The sequence below is a fragment of the Buchnera aphidicola (Macrosiphum gaurae) genome (assembly GCF_005080965.1).
In the GTDB taxonomy this organism is placed as follows: domain Bacteria; phylum Pseudomonadota; class Gammaproteobacteria; order Enterobacterales; family Enterobacteriaceae; genus Buchnera; species Buchnera aphidicola_S.
The window spans coordinates 486,056-506,413 of the sequence record NZ_CP034867.1 but is presented as its reverse complement, the minus strand read 5'-3'; the positions used below and the strand labels follow the sequence as shown (position 1 = coordinate 506,413).

General features: G+C 23.5%; 13 protein-coding genes, 1 tRNA gene and 1 pseudogene. 3 read left to right on the top strand and 12 right to left on the bottom strand.

Annotation, left to right across the window (positions count from 1 at the left end; translation table 11 throughout):
• Positions 1 to 54 precede the first annotated feature (54 nt).
• Both D9V72_RS02315 and argA read left to right on the top strand, forming a co-directional pair.
• Positions 55 to 131: transfer RNA gene (locus D9V72_RS02315), tRNA-Met, on the top strand.
• A 130-nt stretch (positions 132 to 261) separates the two neighbouring features.
• On the top strand, positions 262 to 1,590 hold the full coding sequence (gene argA, locus D9V72_RS02310) for an amino-acid N-acetyltransferase (RefSeq protein WP_158355151.1): 1,329 nt from the start codon (positions 262 to 264) through the stop codon (positions 1,588 to 1,590).
• Between the two features lie 37 nt (positions 1,591 to 1,627).
• Here the strand turns inward: argA and recD are convergent, their stop codons facing one another.
• The 8 genes and pseudogenes from recD to D9V72_RS02275 form a co-directional block, all read right to left on the bottom strand.
• Positions 1,628 to 3,427, bottom strand: coding sequence for an exodeoxyribonuclease V subunit alpha (gene recD / locus D9V72_RS02305; protein ID WP_158355148.1), 1,800 nt, complete (start codon positions 3,425 to 3,427; stop codon positions 1,628 to 1,630).
• A 5-nt stretch (positions 3,428 to 3,432) separates the two neighbouring features.
• Positions 3,433 to 6,981, bottom strand: a complete 3,549-nt coding sequence (gene recB / locus D9V72_RS02300; protein WP_261979219.1) for an exodeoxyribonuclease V subunit beta — start codon at positions 6,979 to 6,981, stop codon at positions 3,433 to 3,435.
• The gene (locus D9V72_RS03205; protein WP_315984298.1) at positions 6,942 to 8,438 is read right to left on the bottom strand and encodes a hypothetical protein; all 1,497 of its coding nucleotides are present in this window, start codon (positions 8,436 to 8,438) and stop codon (positions 6,942 to 6,944) included. The genes recB and D9V72_RS03205 overlap by 40 nt, the downstream gene beginning before the upstream one ends.
• A gap of 843 nt (positions 8,439 to 9,281) precedes the next feature.
• Positions 9,282 to 10,153 (bottom strand): annotated as a pseudogene (locus tag D9V72_RS03200) (exodeoxyribonuclease V subunit gamma); the annotation flags it as partial.
• Positions 10,154 to 10,212: 59 nt separating this feature from the next.
• Entirely contained in the window at positions 10,213 to 11,058 is an 846-nt protein-coding gene (mscS, locus tag D9V72_RS02290; RefSeq protein WP_158355146.1) for a small-conductance mechanosensitive channel MscS, read from the bottom strand.
• Between the two features lie 138 nt (positions 11,059 to 11,196).
• A complete protein-coding gene (gene fbaA / locus D9V72_RS02285; RefSeq protein ID WP_158355144.1) occupies positions 11,197 to 12,279 on the bottom strand; it encodes a class II fructose-bisphosphate aldolase in 1,083 nt (360 codons plus the stop codon).
• Positions 12,280 to 12,294: 15 nt separating this feature from the next.
• On the bottom strand, positions 12,295 to 13,467 hold the full coding sequence (locus tag D9V72_RS02280) for a phosphoglycerate kinase (protein ID WP_158355142.1): 1,173 nt from the start codon (positions 13,465 to 13,467) through the stop codon (positions 12,295 to 12,297).
• Positions 13,468 to 13,588: 121 nt separating this feature from the next.
• Positions 13,589 to 14,179, bottom strand: coding sequence for a YhgN family NAAT transporter (locus tag D9V72_RS02275; RefSeq protein WP_158355140.1), 591 nt, complete (start codon positions 14,177 to 14,179; stop codon positions 13,589 to 13,591).
• Positions 14,180 to 14,479: 300 nt separating this feature from the next.
• Between D9V72_RS02275 and asd the strand changes: the two genes are divergently transcribed.
• Positions 14,480 to 15,592, top strand: coding sequence for an aspartate-semialdehyde dehydrogenase (asd, locus tag D9V72_RS02270; protein ID WP_158355138.1), 1,113 nt, complete (start codon positions 14,480 to 14,482; stop codon positions 15,590 to 15,592).
• 127 nt (positions 15,593 to 15,719) lie between these two features.
• Here asd and tusA read toward each other — a convergent pair whose 3' ends face one another.
• From tusA to leuS, 4 genes are all read right to left on the bottom strand, one after another.
• The gene (tusA, locus tag D9V72_RS02265) at positions 15,720 to 15,950 is read right to left on the bottom strand and encodes a sulfurtransferase TusA (protein WP_158355136.1); all 231 of its coding nucleotides are present in this window, start codon (positions 15,948 to 15,950) and stop codon (positions 15,720 to 15,722) included.
• A 68-nt stretch (positions 15,951 to 16,018) separates the two neighbouring features.
• Complete coding sequence (gene nadD, locus D9V72_RS02260) at positions 16,019 to 16,669, bottom strand: nicotinate-nucleotide adenylyltransferase (protein ID WP_158355134.1); 651 nt, start codon at positions 16,667 to 16,669, stop codon at positions 16,019 to 16,021.
• 25 nt (positions 16,670 to 16,694) lie between these two features.
• The gene (gene holA / locus D9V72_RS02255; protein ID WP_158355132.1) at positions 16,695 to 17,690 is read right to left on the bottom strand and encodes a DNA polymerase III subunit delta; all 996 of its coding nucleotides are present in this window, start codon (positions 17,688 to 17,690) and stop codon (positions 16,695 to 16,697) included.
• A gap of 38 nt (positions 17,691 to 17,728) precedes the next feature.
• Positions 17,729 to 20,308: a leucine--tRNA ligase gene (leuS, locus tag D9V72_RS02250; RefSeq protein WP_158355130.1), complete on the bottom strand. Its 2,580-nt coding sequence runs from the start codon at positions 20,306 to 20,308 to the stop codon at positions 17,729 to 17,731.
• Positions 20,309 to 20,358 lie beyond the last annotated feature (50 nt).

Below are 20,358 nucleotides of genomic sequence, written 5' to 3'. Positions count from 1 at the left end.
TATAAAAATTATTGCAATTTTTTTATAAAAGTGTATTATATAATTTATTACAGACGCGGGGTGGAGCAGTCTGGTAGCTCGTCGGGCTCATAACCCGAAGGTCGTTGGTTCAAATCCAGCCCCCGCAACCAGTTTCAATAATTTTATTTAATCCCATCTTTTTTAAAAACCTTCCAACGTTTTAGTCTAGTTTAAATATAATAAAAATTATATTAATAAAAAATAATATACAGGTTGCACTAAAAATGCAAGAGGATTGTTATGAAAGAACGTAATACTGAATTAGTTCAGGGTTTTCGTCACAGCGTTCCTTATATTAATGCTCATCGTGGTAAAACATTTATAATAATGTTAGGTGGCGAAGCAATTAAATATGGAAATTTTTCTGGTATTATCAACGATATCGGATTACTACACAGCTTAGGTATTCGTTTAGTAGTTGTCTATGGTGCTTGTCCTCAAATTAATGCTATTTTAAGAGAAAAAAACATTAGCATTGTTTATCATAAATCTATACGGATTACTGATTTAGCTTCTTTAGAACAAATAAAACAAGCAGCAGGAAGATTACAACTTGATATTACAGCTCGATTGTCTATGAGTTTAACCAATACTCCTCTTCAAGGAGCAAATATTAACGTAGTGAGCGGTAATTTTATTATTGCTCAACCATTAGGAGTAGATGATGGTATAGATTACTGCCATAGTGGTCGAATTAGAAGAATTGACAAAAGTGCAATTGATTGTCAATTAAGAAACGGAGCTATAGTTTTAATTGGTCCAGTTGCAGTTTCTGTAACAGGAGAAAGTTTTAATTTAACTTCTGAAGAAATAGCGACTCAAGTTAGCATTGAATTAAAAGCAGAAAAAATGATAGGTTTTTGTAGTAATCATGGAGTTATAGATCATGAAGGTAAAATCATTTCTGAATTATTACCTGATGATATAAAAAAAACAATTAAAAAATTAGAAAAAAAAGGTGATTATATTTCTTCAACTGTTCGTTTTTTAAGAGGGGCAATAAAAGCTTGTAAAAGCGGAGTAAATCGTAGTCATTTGATCAGTTATCATAAAAGTGGAGCACTTTTACAAGAATTATTTTCTCGAAATGGTATTGGTACTCAAATGGTTATGGAATCAGCAGAAAAAATAAGACGAGCCAGTATTAATGATATTGGGGGAATATTAGAATTAATTCGGCCTTTAGAGAAAAAAGGAATTTTAGTTCGTAGATCAAGAGAACAATTAGAAATAGAAGTAGATAAATTTACTATCATTAAACATGATAATTTAACTATTGCTTGTGTAGCACTATATCCTTTTTTAAAAGAAAAGATAGGGGAAATGGCATGTTTAGCTGTTCATCCTGATTATCGAAATTCTTCTCGTGGAGATTTATTATTAAAAAAAATTAAAATTCATGCTAAAGAAATGCATTTAGAAAAAATTTTTGTATTAACAACACAGAGTATTCATTGGTTTCAAGAAAGAGGTTTTATTTTAGTTAATATTGACATGTTGCCTGAAAGTAAAAAGAAAATGTACAACTATCAACGCGGTTCAAAAATTTTAATGATTGATATTATTTAAATGTATAGATCTTTTTATAAAAAATTAGCTCTTAACATTAAAACATTATTTTTTGAGAATTTTTTAAAATAGTTTTCAGAAAAACTTTTTTATCTGAAAAAATACTTAATAATTTTCGAGATCTTGTTATGCCAGTATATAAAATATCTTTATTCAACATGTGTGAAGTAACATTTGGTAATATTAAAGCTGTATTTATAAATTCTGAACCTTGTGATTTATGGACAGTAATAGCCCAAGCAGTTTTATAATTACTTAAAATTTTTACAGGAATATTATTAATTGTTTTATTTTCCTTTAAAAAAGATACTTGCAAAATACCGTTTTCACTAAAATTAGTAATACCTATATCTCCATTAAATACATCTAAGTATTTATTATTATTACTAATCATAATAGGTTTTCCTACATACCATTCTTGTTCATTGACATAAAAATATTTTATTATGTTTTTTTTATACATATATTCTTCTAATTTTTTGTTTAAAAAATTCACACCAAATAGACCATCATACAATACACATAATACTTGATAATCTTGAAAAGATTCTATTATTTCTTTTATTGTTGCTTTTTTATGTACTTTATCCCAAAAATTTTTATAGTTTAAAGTAATATATTTAATCATTTTTTTATATTTTTGAACAGAATTGTGTTCATAAAAAAAAACGTTTTTTATCGAATTTTTAAATAAATTTTCAATAATTTTTATTTTTTTATTACAAATTCCATTGGATAAAATATCAATCCCTGAATTTTTATCAAATCTGTAATTTTTTTTTAAAACACATATACTATTGCTAATAAATGTTGTATTCTTATTTATTTTTTTTGGTAATTCATATTGTGTAAGTTTTTGAATATCAAGAATAGTTTTTAAGCTATATCCATTATTAGCATGATGATAAATTTCTCTTAGAATAGAACCTGATTCTATTGGACATAATTGATTATAATCACCTATAAAAATTAATTTAGTATTTTTTGAAACTGCACATAATATTTTTTCCATCATTAAAATATCTACCATTGAAATTTCATCAATAATTAAAATATCTAAATCTAATAAGTTATTTTTATTGAAAAAACTATTTTGTGAAATTTTTTGAATTCCTAATAATTCATGTATGGTTTTGGCTCTAGATGGGAGAGAATGTTTTTCTTTTTCAGAAAAATAAAGATCAAAGATATTGCTTTTTATAATTGTGTTTAAACGTGTGGCTGCTTTACCTGTTGGAGCAGACAATTGAATTTTTATTGATTTATTTGAACTTTTTATTAATGCAATTATTATTTTTAATATAGTAGTAGTTTTTCCAGTTCCAGGACCACCGACAATAAAAGTTATATGATTTATCAAAGTAAGTGCTACAGCTATTTTTTGAAAATTTATACTTTTACCAGGAAATAAATTATTTAATATTTTAGAACATTTTTTTTGATTAATTTTATTTTTTTTTATATAAAAATTTTTAAAAATATTTTTTTCGGCTTTCCACATTTTATAAAGGTATATTTTTTCTTCATATAAGACTAAAGGTGTAGGAATAGAACCATTACCTACAGATATATGTTTAAATAATTCAAATGACCAATTTGTTTTTTTTTCTAAAATTGTTAATATTTTTTTTTTAAATTTGTGGTTGAAACTGGAAAAAAAACAATGTTTTTCAAAATATTGAACAGGTAGAAAGATATGACCTTTGCTATTTTCATAACTTACACAAGCTGCAACTAACATTACAATAGTATTTTCTTGTGCAACAAATTGAGAGAAATAGAAATCGATAGGACGTATCATTTTTAATTTTACTGCTTGTCTTAGTAAGATAATCATATTTTTTATGAAATTAAAGTAATTATTTTTTCTATTAATGAAAAATCTGGAACAGTATAAAAAATGCCATGGTTTTCTTGATCAATAGCACGTAAAAAAAAATACAAAACACCTCCAAAATCATTTTTATAATTATAATTTTTTATTTTTTTTTGTAAATACTTATGTAAAGCTATAGTATATATTTGATATTGTAAATCATATCTTTTTGTAATTATTTCTTTTTTTATACACACGTCAGAATAAAAACTATTATTTTTACCCAACCAATTAGACTTATAATCTAATATGTAATATTTTTTTTTCCAAAAAAAAACTAAATCGATAAATCCTTTTAATACACCTTTAACCGGATTAAAAAATAATTTTGGAGAAGCTATAGAGATAGGATCAATAGATTGGATAATTTGGTTTAATTCTTCACTATATAAGATATTATTTATAGGAAAAAAAAATTCTAGTTCTTTTGTACATAATTTTTCATTTATTTTTGATAAAATAATTTTCTTCTCACCTAGTGGTGTATTAATGATATTATTTATCCAATTAATTAACTTTGAAGTCCATGTAATAGGAATATTATATTTCTTTAACCAATCTGCAAACCAATCATAATTTTTTTCATTTAAAAAATGTAAATTTTTTAATATTTCATGCATCATTAATCCAGTATTCTTTCCTTGCGGAAAATTATGTATTATAAATGATTTATTATTTTTTTCTTTATTTTTTATTAAAAATTTTTCTGAGGTAATTTCTTTTATATTCTCTTGTAACGATTTATTTTCTTGATTTAATTTAGTGAAACTTGTTATATTCCAAATATTTTTTATATTTTTATTTAGAATGTTTTTTGAGGATATTAAATAAATATTATTTGTTACAGGCAATCTAAAATTATTTGAATTATTTTTTACTTCTATAAAATCATTCATTCTGAATTTTTTTAATTGGTTAAATAAATTTTCATAATTCATAGGTTTGCCATGTTGTACAGTATATCCTAAACTACTTTTATGGATATTGCTGTTATTTTTATTTTTTGTTGTTTTTTTTGTTAAACAAGCTATTCCAATACTGCAATGAAGAATGGATCTTGTAAGTGCAACATATAAAAATCGTATATCTTCTGCTAGTCTTTCTTTGTCTGATAATTTTAAATTTTCATTACTTTGTTTTATGTCAAAAAATGTTTTGAAATTTTTTTCATTGTGATAGACAGATAATAATGATGGTTTGAAATCTATACTAAAAGGTATCCACACAATAGGATATTCTAATCCTTTTGACTTGTGTATAGTAATAATTTTAACTGATTGAGATTCATTAAAATATCTAATACATTCATTATATGCAGGTTCTGTTTTTTTTAATATTTTTTTTTGAAGCCAACGTATTAAGGATATTTTTTTATGGAAATATTGAAATTGTTCTTGTAATAATTCAGCTACATGTAAAAAATTTAAATTTTTTAAATAATTTATATTTATTTCTATAGGATTAGCATTTATTTGATATTCTAATATCATAGTTTTAATCATATGGAAAATTCCTATTTTTTTCCATATATTATGATATTCATATAATTTTTCTATTATAAAATATTTGTTTTCATTTATTGATTTTGTTTTAATTTTAGATAATAACTCTTTTAAAATATGTGTAGAAATTGATTTTCGTAATAACTTTTCATTATCAGGTTCTAGAATAGATTCTAATATCCACAGTAATTCTTGGGCATCAAAAGTTTGAAAAATGCTATTTTTATCAGATGAGTATATTGAAAGAATATTAAATTTTTGCAACTCTTTTTGAATAAGATCAGCTTCTTTTTTGTTTCTGACCAATATAGCAATATCGTTCGCTGTTAAGATTTTTTCTCCATTTTTAGTAGTAATTTTAGCATTTCCTGCTTTCCCGCAAGTTAACCAAAAACTAATTTCATTTGCACACTGTTGAGAAATCCAAACTTTATAATCATCTATATACACTTCTTCTTTTTCTTGAAAAAAAAAGCTCATTGAAGTTTGAGGAACTCCATGAATTGTAAAGTTCATTTTTTTATTTTTACAAGAAGGTGTTATGGGTGTAAAAGGAATATTTTTAAAAATAAATGGATTTTTATGATGAGAAAATAAAAAATTAATACTTTTACACATATTTATTGAAGCACGCCAATTAATATCAAGATAATATTTTTTTTTTATTTTTGATTTTGCGTATAAATAAGAAAAAATATCTGCACCTCTAAAACTATATATTGCTTGTTTTGGATCTCCAATAAGAAATAATACAGTTTTTTTATTTTTTTTATATAAAAGATCGAATATTTTATATTGCTGAATGTCAGTATCTTGAAATTCATCAATAAATGCTGCAGGGTATTTTGTTCTTATCAAATTTTTAAGAGTTTTTTCTTTTTTTATAGTTTTCAAAAGAATGTTCAATAAATCATTAAATCCTAGTAATGATTTTTTTTGTTTTTCTTTTGATAAAATTTTTTTAATTTTGTTTATAGCATATACCATAATAATATTTTTAAATGAAAAATTTTTTTTTAATATTTTTTCAGTTTCTTTAAAAATAATATATTTTGAACATATGTTATTTATTGTGTTTTTTTCTATATTTTTTTTTGAAAAATATTTTAAAACAATAGGTATGGTATAATCTTTAGTTTCAGATTTTGCCCATATTGTAATATCATTAATCCATCTAGTCATATTAAATTGACTATATATTTTTTTATTTATTTTTAGATTATTAATTTCTTTTGGTATTATTTGATAATAAATCAACCACATTTCTTTGAAAAAATTTATTTTTTGTATGTTTTTTTGATGAAATATAGTTAATTTTTTATTATTTAAATTTTTTTCAGAAAAATTAATTGATTGCATGTGAAAAAATGGTTTTATCTTTTTTAAAAGATGATTTGGATTTTTATAATCTTGATAAATAATGTTAATAATATTTTTTGGCAAATTATAAAAAGTACGTCTCCAAAAATCTTGTGTAGCTTGTAAATATAACTCATGTTCATTATCAATTATTTTGTCTTCAAAAATAGAATTTAAATGAAAAGTATGCAATTCTAATATATGTTGACAAAACCCGTGTATTGTATAAATAGCAACATTATTAATATTATTTTGCGCTTTTTTTAGAACATAAATAGCTTCATTAATATCTTTTATTTCTCTTAAAAAAAACTTGTAAATAGGATTTATATTTTTCTTATTAACACAAGTTAAATATAGGTTTTGAATACCATCTTTAATACGTATATATAATTCTTCCTTTGCTGCATTTGTAAAAGTAACTATTAGTATTTCATGTACTGCAAGTTTTTTATTATATGTTTTTGTTTCTCCTATACCTAATAACAAACGTAAATATAATAGTACAATGGTAAAAGTTTTTCCTGTTCCTGCAGAAGCTTCTATTAAGTTTATGCCATTAAGGAGTATTTTAAAAACATTAAGTTTTTCTGCTATGTTATCAATTTTCATTGTTATTGTTTTAATTTGTTTTTTAATATTGGAATTAGCCATTTTTTAGCTATTTCACAAATTTCTTTTATGTTATTTGTATTTAACTTTGTTATTATTTTTGTGATGTAAAAATCTTTTTGTTCTCCGTCAATATAATTGTTTCCTGTCCAAGTTCCCATTAATTTTTTATATCCTGTTCTTTGTGTATGATAATCATTTTTTATAAAATTATTTTTTATATCGTAAACGTGATCAAGCCAAGATGCAGCGGATTTAGTTAATAAAATAGGTTGTTGTATACCTTTTACGTAACCTTTAATATATTTTAAAAGATAAGTATATGCTATATCAGATTTTAAAGAAGCAAAAGACCAATTTTGATTTTTATAACCTATTATTCTGCTTTCTCCATAACCGCCTAATACAGAGTAAATTAAATGTTCTAACCATAAAACAATACGATCACTATAATTTATAGCACTTGGTTTCCAACGTAATAAACCTGTTTTTTGTATTTCAGACAAAATGCCATGAATTTGATATTTTTCTATGTTTAAATTAATTTTTTTTTCTTTTGTTAAAATTCTGTATTTGATAACTTCTTTTGCTATTGATGTCATTTCTGTAATATTTTTATCCCAAAATATTTTTCCAAAAAAATGGTAAGGCAATTTCCCAGAAAGTATATAATATTGAAACAATTGTTTTGTATCTTGATTATTTATTATTTTATTTAATAAAGTATATTTTATTTTAAAAGAATCTAATTGATTTACTAAAAAAGGTTCTGTTGTAATTATTTCTTCTTTTTTATTAAGTTGTATTTTTAAATTAAAATTAAAAAAATAACGTAGTGGGTTTTTCCAGAATTTTGTTAAATCCTTTAAATTAATTATATTGTAGTTTTTATCTTTTAATAAGTTTGGATAATAGAATTTTTTATTAATGTTTTTAAAAATATTTTGTAAATTTTCTTTTTTGAAAGAAACTAAATGTTGTTTTTTATAAAAATATTGTGTTTTATATTTTCTGCATAGATGTTTAATAATTTTTTTAGTATTATCTTCTAAACTTAAGTGTTGATCTCCTATAAAACAAAAATTATATGCTATATAACTTAATAATTGATCAATTAAAACTGAAGGATATCTTTTACTTTCATCTTTAATTGAATATCCAATATAGCTAATATAAAAATATTTTTTCGCACAAGATATGCTTTGAGCAAATAGATAACAATATTTTTGATAAATATCAACATCTCCAATTAACGGATATTTTTTTAGTAAATTAAAATTATCTAAATGATTTATTTTGGGAATACTTGAATGATCAGCACCAATAATACATATTATTTTAAATGGAATGTAACATACAGAATTAGGATGACAAAAATTTACTACACCTGGTAAAAATGTTTCATTATTAGTGTAATAGCATTTATAGAAAAAAATTTTTTTTAATATATTAATTGAAATTTTTTGTGAATAATTAGACAATAAACTATCATTAATCATTTTCATCCAATTCTTTTGAATCATCTGAATAGATTTTTCCATTTTTTTGCTGTAGAAAAAAAAATCAATAATTAATTTTTTAGATAACGAACACCAATATGTAAGATATTGTGATTTAGATAATTTCTTTTGCCATTTCTTAAGTGTGTTTATGAATATGATTAATTTTCCGACAAGTTCTGCTCTAGAACCATTGATTGAACTGCATGATAAAATATTATTCCAAATTTTTTCTCTATCATTCATTGCATAACTCAAAAGTAGTTTTTCTATCCCATAAAACCAGGTATTTTGTTTATCTCTAGGAAAGGATAAATAGTCTTTATGTTTACAATCAACAGCCCATCGAATATTTGCTTCTTCTATCCAAGCATATAGAATTTTTATTTCTTCTTCTGAAAAATTAAATTTTTTTGCTATTTCAGGAACATCAAGTAATTCTAATATCTCTTCGTTTTCAAAACGACTATTTGGTAAATTTAATATTTTTTTAAAACAAGATAGTATTATTTCTGTTTTTTTAGAAAATTTTCTAGAAATAAAAAAAGGAATTTGTTTTTTTTTGTCTACTTTTGTAAATATTGCGTCAATATACGGAATATAATCATCAAGTAAAAAAGAAATAACAACTATATCGCCAGGTTGTATAGATGAATTTTCATGAAAAAATGTTAATAATTTTTCATGTAGTATCTCAATTTCATTTTTTTTATTAAAACAAATATTGATAGAAATTGAGTTATCTGTTATTTTTAAAAATCTTTTTTTTCTTGATTTAATACTTTGAAAAAAATCATTTTTAATATTATTTAGTAAATTATCATCTTTATTTTTTTTGAAGTAATTAATAATTTTAATTTCTGGAGATTTAATTATATCTAAAGAATAAATTTTTTCATATTGCCCCCATAATGTCATTAATGAATTATTTAAAGTGTTTTCTTTTTCTATTTTTTCATATGAATAAACTTTATTAGGTTGAATTGAATTAAATATATTATTTTTATAAGGTGTAATATATAAAAAATAAATATTCATATATATACTTATTTTTTTTAAAATTTTTATATAAGAAGGATTTAGCGAAAAAGAAGAAATGACAAAACAGCGATTAGGTAAGTGTGTTTTTTTTATTTTTTTTTCTTTAATTAATTTGTAAAAATCATAAAATAAATTTGAAAAATGATGAGTACACTGATTTAATTTTTTTGTATTGTCTATTATTTTCATCCATAATTTTATTTGCCATTTTTCGCTCAGATTAATTTTTGATTGTTTTTTTTTTCCCAATCATTAATCCAATTAGGACGATAAAAGATATATTGTTCAAATATATTTGCCATTAAAAATGAAAATTTAAAATTTTGGGTTTTATTTTTTTTTTTGTTATCGTAATATTCAAAAAAATTTTTTTGATCTAAAATATTCATAATTTTCCAAATCATTATAGAATGAGTAAACGTATTTTTTAGCTCTTTTTTAGATAATATGATTTGAAATAATTTCCATATAAAATCTTTAGGATGATACAATTTAAAATTTGCGGAAATGCCTACTTTTTCAGCAAGAAATATATTTAAATATTGAAATAATACTTTATTATCATAAATAAAAATCTCTTTTTCAAAAATATTAGAAAGAGGTTTTTTTTGAATAATATCATATGCTTTTAATAAGAGTATATTGAGTGAGTTTGATTTATAAACTTTAAACATAACAATCTTCTTCTAAAATAAATTAAAATTTTCTACATTTTTTGATATTTATATTGTCTTTATTTTTTTTTATATAAATGTACATCTAATTGAGGATAAGGAATATTAATATTATTTTTATCTAATTCTTTTTTGAAATTAGCCATTAAATCCCAATATACTGAATTTAAATCATTATTTTTGCTCCAACAGCGCACTATAAAGTTCAGAGAAGATGGAGCTAATTCACTCAGACCAACAATAATATCTCTATCTTTAATCACTCGATCTTCTTTTTCTATTACTTTACGTAATATTTTTATTACTAAATCAATATCACTATTATAAGATACACTGATAATAAATTCATTACGACGAGCAGGTTCTCTCGAATAATTAATAATATTACCAGAGATAATTTTATTATTAGGAACGACCACAATTTTTCCGTCTAAAGTACGAAGTGTCGTATAAAAAATATGAATATTTAGTACAGTTCCTGAAGCACTTCCTAAATTAACATATTCTCCAGTTTTTAACGGTCTAAGTGTGACCAATAATACACCAGCAGCAAAATTTGATAAAGATCCTTGCAAAGCTAAACCTATTGCCATACCAGCTGCTCCTAATATAGCGATTACTGATGTTGTTTGTACTCCAATTCTACCTAATGCAGCAATGAGTGTAAAAGTAATAATAATATATCGCATTAATGCGGAAAGAAAACCAGCAATAGTAGCATCAATATTACGAGTAATTAATACTTGGTTGACTCCATTTGATATAATTTTAGATATAAACATTCCGGCAATTAAAATAATAATAGCAGATGTTAGATTCACCATATATCCAAGCAGTAACTCTTGATTACGTATCAACCAATTTCCTGCATGATTGATATCATTTACCACATTTAATTCATCCATCATGTTCTCTGTATATTTTTCTAGTAATTAAAAAACTACAATAATTTATTTCAATAAATAGTCTATTTTGCAATGCAGCGATTTTCGGAGAATATTTTTATTTATTCCCCGGAATCAAATTAAAATTTTTTATAAAAATTATTTTAAAATATTGAGAGCATTTAAATCTTTAAATGATTTTTCTAATCTAATAGACATTGATTTCTGTGATTTTCTTATCCATGATCTTGGATCATAGTATTTTTTATTAGGTTGATTTTTATCTTTTGTATTTCCTAATTGATTTTGTAAAAATTCTTTATTTTTTTTGTAGAAATTTAGTACACCTTTCCATGCAGCCCACTGTATATCAGTATCAATATTCATTTTAACAACACCATATTTAATGGATTCATTAATTTCTTTTAAATTTGAACCTGAACCTCCATGAAATACTAAATTTAATGGATTTTTTTCTAGATTATGTTTAGTACTTACAAATTCTTGTGAATTTTTTAAAATAATAGGTCTTAGATCAATATTTCCAGGTTGATAAACACCATGTATATTACCAAATGAAGCAGCAATACTAAAATTTTTACTAATTTTATTTAGTTCTTCGTAAGCATAATTTACATCTTGAGGCTGTGTATAAAGTAATTTTTTATCTATTTTAGTATTATCAATACCATCTTCTTCTCCTCCTGTGCAACCTAATTCTATTTCTAACATCATATTAATATTTTGCATTTTTTTTAAATATTTTTTACAAGTGGAAATATTTTCTTGTAAACTTTCTTTTGACAAATCAAGCATATGAGAAGTAAAAAGAGGTCTCTTTTTATCATGGTAATATTTTTCGCCGACTTCTAGTAGTCCATTAATCCATGACAACATTTCTTTAGGACAGTGATCAGTGTGAAGTATGACTGGAATTTTATAATATTTCGCCATTAAATGTACATGTTGAGCACCAGATATAGACCCTTGTATTGCTTGCTCTTCTTGAGATGGTGAAAAATAGTTTTTATAACCAGCAATGAAAGAAGCTCCTCCATGAGAAAATTGTATGATAACTGGAGATTTTACTCTAGCAGCAGTTTCTAAAACAGCATTAATAGAATCAGTCCCTATACAATTCACAGCTGGTATTGCAAATCGTTTTTTTTTCGCTAATTCAAATACTATTCGAGCTTCATCACCATTCATAACACCAGGTTTGATAACATTTAAAATGTTCAATTTTTTTCCTATTAATTATGTGATTTGTTTTTTAAAATTTTCTTCTAACATATGTATTGCAGGTAATTTTTTCCCTTCCATAAACTCTAAAAAAGCCCCTCCTCCAGTTGAAATATAAGAGATATTGTTTTTTATATTAAACATATCAATAACAGATAATGTATCTCCTCCTCCTGCTATAGAAAATGCTTTACTATGTGCAATGGTTTTTGCAATTATTTCAGTTCCTTTTCTAAAGTTTGGAAATTCAAATACTCCAACTGGTCCATTCCAAATAATTGTTTGAGATTTTTTAAGAATATTAACAATTTTTTTAATACTTTCGTCGCCAAAATCCATAATTTCTTCGTCTTCTTTTATATCATTCGGCAATTTAATTGTAGATTTTTCATATTTACAGAATTTTTTTCCAATACGAGAATCGATCGGTACAATAATATTGTATTTTTCACGTAATTTTTTAGCTTCAAATATAAAATTTGGTTCATGTAATGATTTTCCTATTTTATAATCAATGGCTAAAAAAGTATTTGCTATACCTCCACCAACTATTATCGTATCTGCAATTTTCCCTAATTTATCTAATATATTGAATTTAGTTGATACTTTAGAACCTCCAATTATAGCCACCATTGGACGTTTTGGTTTTTTTAATGCTTTTTTTAAAGCATTTATTTCATTTATTAAAAGTAGTCCAGAGCATGCTATTTTAACAAATTTTCCAATCCCGTAAGTAGATGATTCTATCCTATGTGAACTTCCAAATGCGTCCATCACAAATACGTCACAAAGATTGGAATATTTTTTAGATAAGTTGTCACTATTCTGTGATTCTCCTTCATTGAAACGAGTATTTTCTAAAATTGCAATTTCTCCTGTATTAAGTTGAATGCCATCTAAAAAATTATCAGAAAAATGTATTTTAGTATTAGTAAATATTTTTTTAAAATATTGAAATATTGGTAATAAAGAATATTTTTTTGTATAACATCCTTCTTTTGGTCTTCCTAAATGAGACATAACAATTACTTTTGCATTGTTTTTAATAGCTAATTTAATAGTTGGTAAAGCCGCTAGTATTCTGGCATCAGATTGAATAATACCGTTTTCTATAGGAACATTTAAATCACTTCTTATTAAAACTCTTTTTCCAGTTATATTTATTTCAGTTATTTTTTTTATAGTCATGATAATGCCTTTTTTATTAATTTTTTTATTATTGATTTTTTTAATCTATTTCATATTTTCTTTTAAATACTTATTTTAACCTGTTATTCTACTAATAACAGGTTCTCAAAAAAAATATATTCTAATTTTTAAACCATACTTTGATTCCATCAAGAAACATTTGGGTAGAAAGCATAATTAAAATTAAACCCATAAGACGTTCTAAAGCATTAACACCTTTTGAACCAAATAATTTTAAAAATAGACCGGATAATAATAATATTATAACGGTGAAGCACCATGCAATTAGTAATGATCCCACTAAATAAAGCATATGATGTAAATATTGATGTGATAGCAACATTAATGTTGCTAATAAAGATGGTCCTGCAACTAATGGGATAGCTAAGGGAACTAAAAAAGGTTCTTCATATGCAGAAACTTCATTATTATTATCTTCAGAAGGAAAAATCATTTTAATAGCAATTAAAAATAAAATAATACCTCCAGATATTGAAACAGTTTCAGTTTTTAAATTTAGAATTACAAGTATTTTTTCTCCAACAAATAAAAATAATAGCATAACAATTAATGCTATAATCATTTCACGTATAACTACAATTCTTCGTCGTTTTTCTTCTAGGTGTTTTAATATTGTCATGAATATCGGAAGATTTCCTAAAGGATCCATAATTAGAATTAGTAATATGGTCGTAGAGATTATTTCAGTCATTTTAATCTATTATATCCTTTTAAAGTTATGCTATTTTTGATGTAAAATATTTTTTCTAAAATAAAATTATGATTTTATAGTATATTTAAAATTAAAATAGAATTTTCTATTTTAATATTCTTATTAAAAATTTCTCATATCTTTAGAGAGTATATATTTTTCTTACATAAAATTTATTATTATTAAATAATATTCTTTTGCTAATTTTTTAGGAGCCGGAAAACGTTTACTTTAACTGTATTTATTATTAATTTTAATAAAGACCACTGTTAATATAAATTGTCCGCGTATTTATTAAAGATGAAAACTGTAGGTTTAGTTGGTTGGCGTGGAATGGTTGGATCAGTTTTGTTGAAAAGAATGCAAGAAGAAAATGATTTTTTTAAAATTAAACCTGTATTTTTCTCAACATCTCAATTTGGTCAAAAAAGTCCTTTATTAAATAATATATCACATAATATGTTAGAAGATGCTTATGATTTTGATGTATTGAAAGAGATGGATATTATAATTACCTGTCAAGGAGGAATGTATACTCAAGAGGTTTATCTAAAATTACGAAGAAATGGTTGGCAAGGTTATTGGATAGATGCAGCTTCTAATTTACGAATGGAAAGTGATTCTGTAATTATATTAGATCCAGTAAATTACGACCTTATACAAAATTCTATAAACAAGGGAATTAAAACTTTTATAGGAGGTAACTGTACTGTTAGTTTGATGTTAATGTCTTTAGGAGGTTTATTTAAAAAAAAACTAGTCGAGTGGATTTCTATGTCTACTTATCAAGCGGCATCTGGTGCAGGTGCACGTCATATGATAGAGTTGTTAAATCAAATGGGTAAGTTATACAATGTCGTAGAAAAAGATTTATCAAATAATTCTCTTTCAATTTTAAATATTGAACATAAAGTAACTGAAATATCTCGCAACTTTGATTTTCCTGTGGAAAAATTTTCTGTTCCCTTAGCTGGTAGTTTAATACCTTGGATCGATATAAAAATGAACAATGGTCAAAGTCGAGAAGAATGGAAAAGTCAAGCCGAAACCAATAAAATTTTAGGATCTGCAAATAAAATTTTAATTGATGGTGTATGTGTCCGAATTGGTTCACTTCGTTGTCATAGTCAAGCATTTGTTATTAAATTAAAAAAAGATCTTTCTTTGGAAAATATTGAAGAAATTATTGAAAATCATAATCGATGGGTTAATGTTATTCCAAACAACATAAAAGATACATTGTTAAAATTAACTCCATCTTCTGTAACTAATACATTAAATATACCGATAGGTCGTTTAAGAAAATTGAACATGGGGAAAAAATATTTATCTGCTTTTACTGTCGGCGATCAACTTTTATGGGGCGCTGCAGAACCTTTAAGAAGAATGTTAAAAATACTAATTAATTTATAATATATTTTCTACTTAGAAAAATAGAAGTTTTTTTAATATATACACTGTATTTATATATAATGATTATATATTAAATTTGAAGTGTATATATTAAACATATAGTTTATATAAGAAATATTTTTAAAATTTATAATCCTTTTTTTAATAAATAACGATAAGGTTTCACTTTTATTTCATTTTTTAACAACTGATGTTCCATAAAATAACAGAAATTTGGAATATCTCTTTTAGTTGTTGGATCATCTGATAAAACTAATATTTTTTCATTTTTTTTCATATTGCGAAGTGTTTTTCTTATTATCATAATTGGTTCTGGACATCGTAGTCCAATTAAATTCAATATAATTTTTTTTTCCATTTTTTCATCAAATATCTTTCAAATTATTTCTTTTAGTATTATAAAAAATAAAAGAATTAAGGGGATCATTAATCATTATGATATAATTTTTTTGATATAATATAATTATTTACAATAGATGGCAAAAGTGCATAAGAACTTTTACCCGTAGAATAATTTTTTCTTATTTTACTAGAAGAAATATTAATAGAAGAACCGTGTGAAAAATAAATTAAACCAAATGATTGCTTATTTAACAAATTCAAATCATATACAGTATGACAATCAATCCATTTTTTAAATTCATCATCATTATGATTATTATTTTTTTTATGTTCTCGAGGATAAATTAATAAGTGAGAATATAATAATATTTTTCTCCAATCCTTCCAAAGATAGAATGTTTGTAAGTTATCTTCTCCCATTATAAAGCATAAAGGTCTTAAATGACTTATTTTTTTTCTAACTTTTTTTAATGTATCTATAGTATAAAAAAAATGATTTTTTTTTGTTTCTAAATAACTGATTTGAAATAAAGGATTTTTATGAATAGCAAGTTTGATCATTTTTATTTTATCTAGTATAGATGTTTTAGTTCTATTTCGATGCGGAGGATAATTGTTTGGTAAAAATATTATTTTTTCTATAGAGATTTCTTTTGCTAATTTTTCTGCTAAATAAATATGTCCATAATGAATAGGATCAAAATTCCCACCAAAAATTACATATAATTTTTTCATTTTTTGTTTGTTTAAATGTGAAATATTATTTACATAATATTAAAGTTAATTCTTGCAATTGATTCCAGATATTATTATTATATTTTTTTTTGATATTTATTTCTATTTTTACAAGCATTTGAACTGCTTTTAACAAACTGTTATTATTTATTTTTTCCAAAGCATTTATAAAAAATTTATATCTTGTATGCCAAATATTATGTTGTTTTAATTGTATATGCAAATTTATTTTTTTTTCACGTTTAATGTAAATTAATGTTAATAAGTCTTTTTGCAGAGCACGCACTAAAATGAGATGATTATATTTTTTTTTGTAAAAAATGTTTAGTATATAAATAGCTTTTTCTATTTGACCTTGAAAGATAGAATTAATCCAGTGTAATGGAGATAAATCAAAAAAATCAATAATAATTTTTTTTATTTTTTCCGTTGTAATAAAAGTTTTAGGCCATGTTAGATATAATATATCTAGAATTTTATATATAAATAAAGTATTTCCTTCATAATATTTGCATAATAGAGAAAATGCCTTTTCTTCTATATTTATATTTTTTTCTCGTATTTCATATTTAATCCAATTCACGAAATGTAAATTATATGGTGTAAAGCAAGAAACTACATGAAATTTTTTAAAGTTATTAATTAATTTATTTTTTTTGATAAAACAAGATAAATGATTAAATTTTAATATTATTAAAATATCTAAATCTAATAAAGATAATGTTTTATAAATATTTTCAATTATAAAGACATTTAATTTTTTTACAATAAAATTAATTATCAGGGTTGTTTTTTTAAAAAATAGACTTCTATTTTTATAGAAAAGATTAATTTTTTTATAATCTACATCTTTTTCTATATTAATTATAGCTTTTTCTAAAAATCCTTTTTGATATGCATAATGTAATATTAAATCTTGATTTCTTTCTAATAAAAAAATATCTTCCCCTAACAAAATATACAAATGATTTATTTTTTTTATTAATTTTTTTTTTAGTTCATATGGATTTATACTTTTCATATAAGCAATAGTAACATCTTTAAAAATATATTTTAATTTTATATTACAAAATTTATTATTTTTTTAGGAATATATATTATTTTTTTTATATCAACATTTTTTAAATATTTTTTTATTGCAGGCTCACTTTTTATTTTTAAAACTATTTCCTCTTTATTTAAGTCATTAGGTATTTTTATAGTGCACCGTGTTTTCCCGTTAATTTGAGCAATAATGATATCATATTTTTTCAATAAAATATTTTCTTCAAAGATAGGCCATTTTTCATTATCAATGGTTTTATTTTCATAAAAATATTTCCAAACAGAAAAACAAAAATGAGGTGTAAATGGGTAGAGCATTTTAATTATACAAATTAAAGATTCTCGTATAATAGATTTATCTTGTTCTTCTTGTATTGGAGCTTTTGCTAATTCATTTACTAATTCCATAATTGCAGAAATAGCAGTATTAAATGTTTTTCGACGACTTATATCGTCAGTAACTTTGGCAATAGTTTTATGTAATTGGTAACGCAAATGACTTTGTTGATCATTTAAAAGATTAAAATTCATTTTATAATGCGTATTTTTTATATTGATATAATTATATATTATTTTCCAAAGTTTTTTTAAAAAACGATGTACTCCTTTCACACCAGATTCTTTCCATTCTAATGAAGATTCTACAGGAGCAGAAAACATGATAAATAAACGAATTGTATCAGCTCCATAACGTTCGATCATTAATTCTGGTTCAATTCCATTATTTTTTGATTTGGACATTTTAATCATTCCTGCATAAAATAATTCTTTTCCTTTTTTATTGTATGATTTAATAATTTCTCCTTTTGAATTGCGTTTTATTAAGACGGATGACGAGTGAATCCAATTACGTTGTAAGTTTTTATCAATTTCATAAAAAGCTTCAGAAAGAACCATACCCTGACATAATAAATTTTTTACAGGTTCATCCGAATCGACTAATTTAAAATCGCGCAGTAATTTATGATAAAATCTAAAATACATTAAATGCATAATTGCATGCTCTATTCCACCAATATATTGATCTACAGGTAGCCAATATTTTGATGCTATCGAATCAATCATGCCTGTATTAAAATTTGGACAAGTATACCTTGCATAGTACCAAGATGATTCCATAAAAGTGTCAAAGGTATCTGTTTCTCTAATAGCACTTTGATTGTTGATAAAAATTTTAGCCCAATCAGAATCAGGACTAATAGACTTTTTAAATGAATCTATATTTTTTTCGATTGTTGGTAAAACTACAGGTATTTTATCTTCTGGTATTGATAATATTTTTCCATTTTTTAATGTTGCCATTGGAATAGGGGCTCCCCAATAGCGCTGTCTTGATACACACCAGTCTTGTAATTTATAATTGATTTTTTCTTTTAATATTTTCTTTTGAAACAATATATTTTTTATTCTTATACTACTGTCTTTAAAATTTAATCCATTAAATTCTTTTGAATTAAATAACGTTCCTTTTATGTCTATAAAAGAACTATATGAATTATATTTTTTATAATTAGGATTTAGAACAACATATTTGATTTTAAGATTATTTTTGACTGCAAAATTCCAATCGTGTTCATTATGTCCAGGAATAGATAGAACTGCATTTGTACCATATTCTTTTAGAGTAACATTTGAAATCCAAATGGGTATTTTTTTTTCTGTAATAGGATGAATAACAAATAGATTTGTATTAATTCCTAAATATTTAACAGTTTTTAGTTCTTCTTGTGAGATATATTGATATTTTTTTATAAATTTTTTAATAACTTCATTTTTTTTAGATAAACCAAGAGATAACTTATGGCAAATAGATATTGAAATATATGTGACTCCCATTATAAGATCTAATCTATTCGTAAATGCTTTTATTTTTTGACAACTTTTAAAAATATTTAATTTTATTTCAAATCCCTTTATTCGACCAATCCAATTTCGTTGCATATTTTTTACATTTTCAGGCCAATGAGTTAATTTTTTCAAATCTTGATATAAAGATTCGGCATAATGTCTTATCTTAATAAACCATTGTGGAATTTTTTTTATTGTTATCTGATTTTGGCATCTCCAACAACAACCATCAACGACTTGTTCATTTGCTAAAACGGTTTTATCATAAGAACACCAATTAACTAAACTATTTTTTTTATAAACGAGTTTTTTTTTATATAATTTAATAAAAAACCACTGTTCCCAACGATAATATTCTACATTACACGTAGTTATTTCACGGCTCCAATCATAACTAAAACCTAGCGATTGAAGTTGTTTTTTCATATATTTTATATTTTTCTCAGTCCATGAAAGTGGACTTGTATTATTTTTTATAGCCGCTTCTTCAGCAGGTAAACCAAACGCATCCCAACCCATCGGTTGCAAAACATTTTTACCTATCATTCTTTGATATCGTGCAATAACATCGCTAATAGTATAATTTCTAACATGACCCATATGTAATTTTCCAGAAGGATATGGGAGCATAGGAAGACAATAATATTTTTCTTTTTTTAAATCTTCTTTGACTTCAAAAGTTTTATTTTTTTTCCAATATTCTTGTACATATAATTCTATTTTTTTTGGTAAATATTCTTGTTCCATATTTTTCTCTGAAAAAATATTTAATAAATATAATACTTTTAATATCAATT

Excerpts from the sequence above, each read along its gene's own strand:
- D9V72_RS02280 (WP_158355142.1), bottom strand. The coding sequence starts at position 13,467 with ATGACTATAAAAAAAATAACTGAAATAAATATAACTGGAAAAAGAGTT.
- recB (WP_261979219.1), bottom strand. The coding sequence starts at position 6,981 with ATGGCTAATTCCAATATTAAAAAACAAATTAAAACAATAACAATGAAA.
- nadD (WP_158355134.1), bottom strand. The coding sequence starts at position 16,669 with ATGAAAAAATTATATGTAATTTTTGGTGGGAATTTTGATCCTATTCAT.
- leuS (WP_158355130.1), bottom strand. The coding sequence starts at position 20,308 with ATGGAACAAGAATATTTACCAAAAAAAATAGAATTATATGTACAAGAA.
- D9V72_RS03205 (WP_315984298.1), bottom strand. The coding sequence starts at position 8,438 with ATGATTAATGATAGTTTATTGTCTAATTATTCACAAAAAATTTCAATT.
- mscS (WP_158355146.1), bottom strand. The coding sequence starts at position 11,058 with ATGGATGAATTAAATGTGGTAAATGATATCAATCATGCAGGAAATTGG.
- D9V72_RS02275 (WP_158355140.1), bottom strand. The coding sequence starts at position 14,179 with ATGACTGAAATAATCTCTACGACCATATTACTAATTCTAATTATGGAT.
- holA (WP_158355132.1), bottom strand. The coding sequence starts at position 17,690 with ATGAAAAGTATAAATCCATATGAACTAAAAAAAAAATTAATAAAAAAA.
- tusA (WP_158355136.1), bottom strand. The coding sequence starts at position 15,950 with ATGGAAAAAAAAATTATATTGAATTTAATTGGACTACGATGTCCAGAA.
- recD (WP_158355148.1), bottom strand. The coding sequence starts at position 3,427 with ATGATTATCTTACTAAGACAAGCAGTAAAATTAAAAATGATACGTCCT.
- asd (WP_158355138.1), top strand. The coding sequence starts at position 14,480 with ATGAAAACTGTAGGTTTAGTTGGTTGGCGTGGAATGGTTGGATCAGTT.
- argA (WP_158355151.1), top strand. The coding sequence starts at position 262 with ATGAAAGAACGTAATACTGAATTAGTTCAGGGTTTTCGTCACAGCGTT.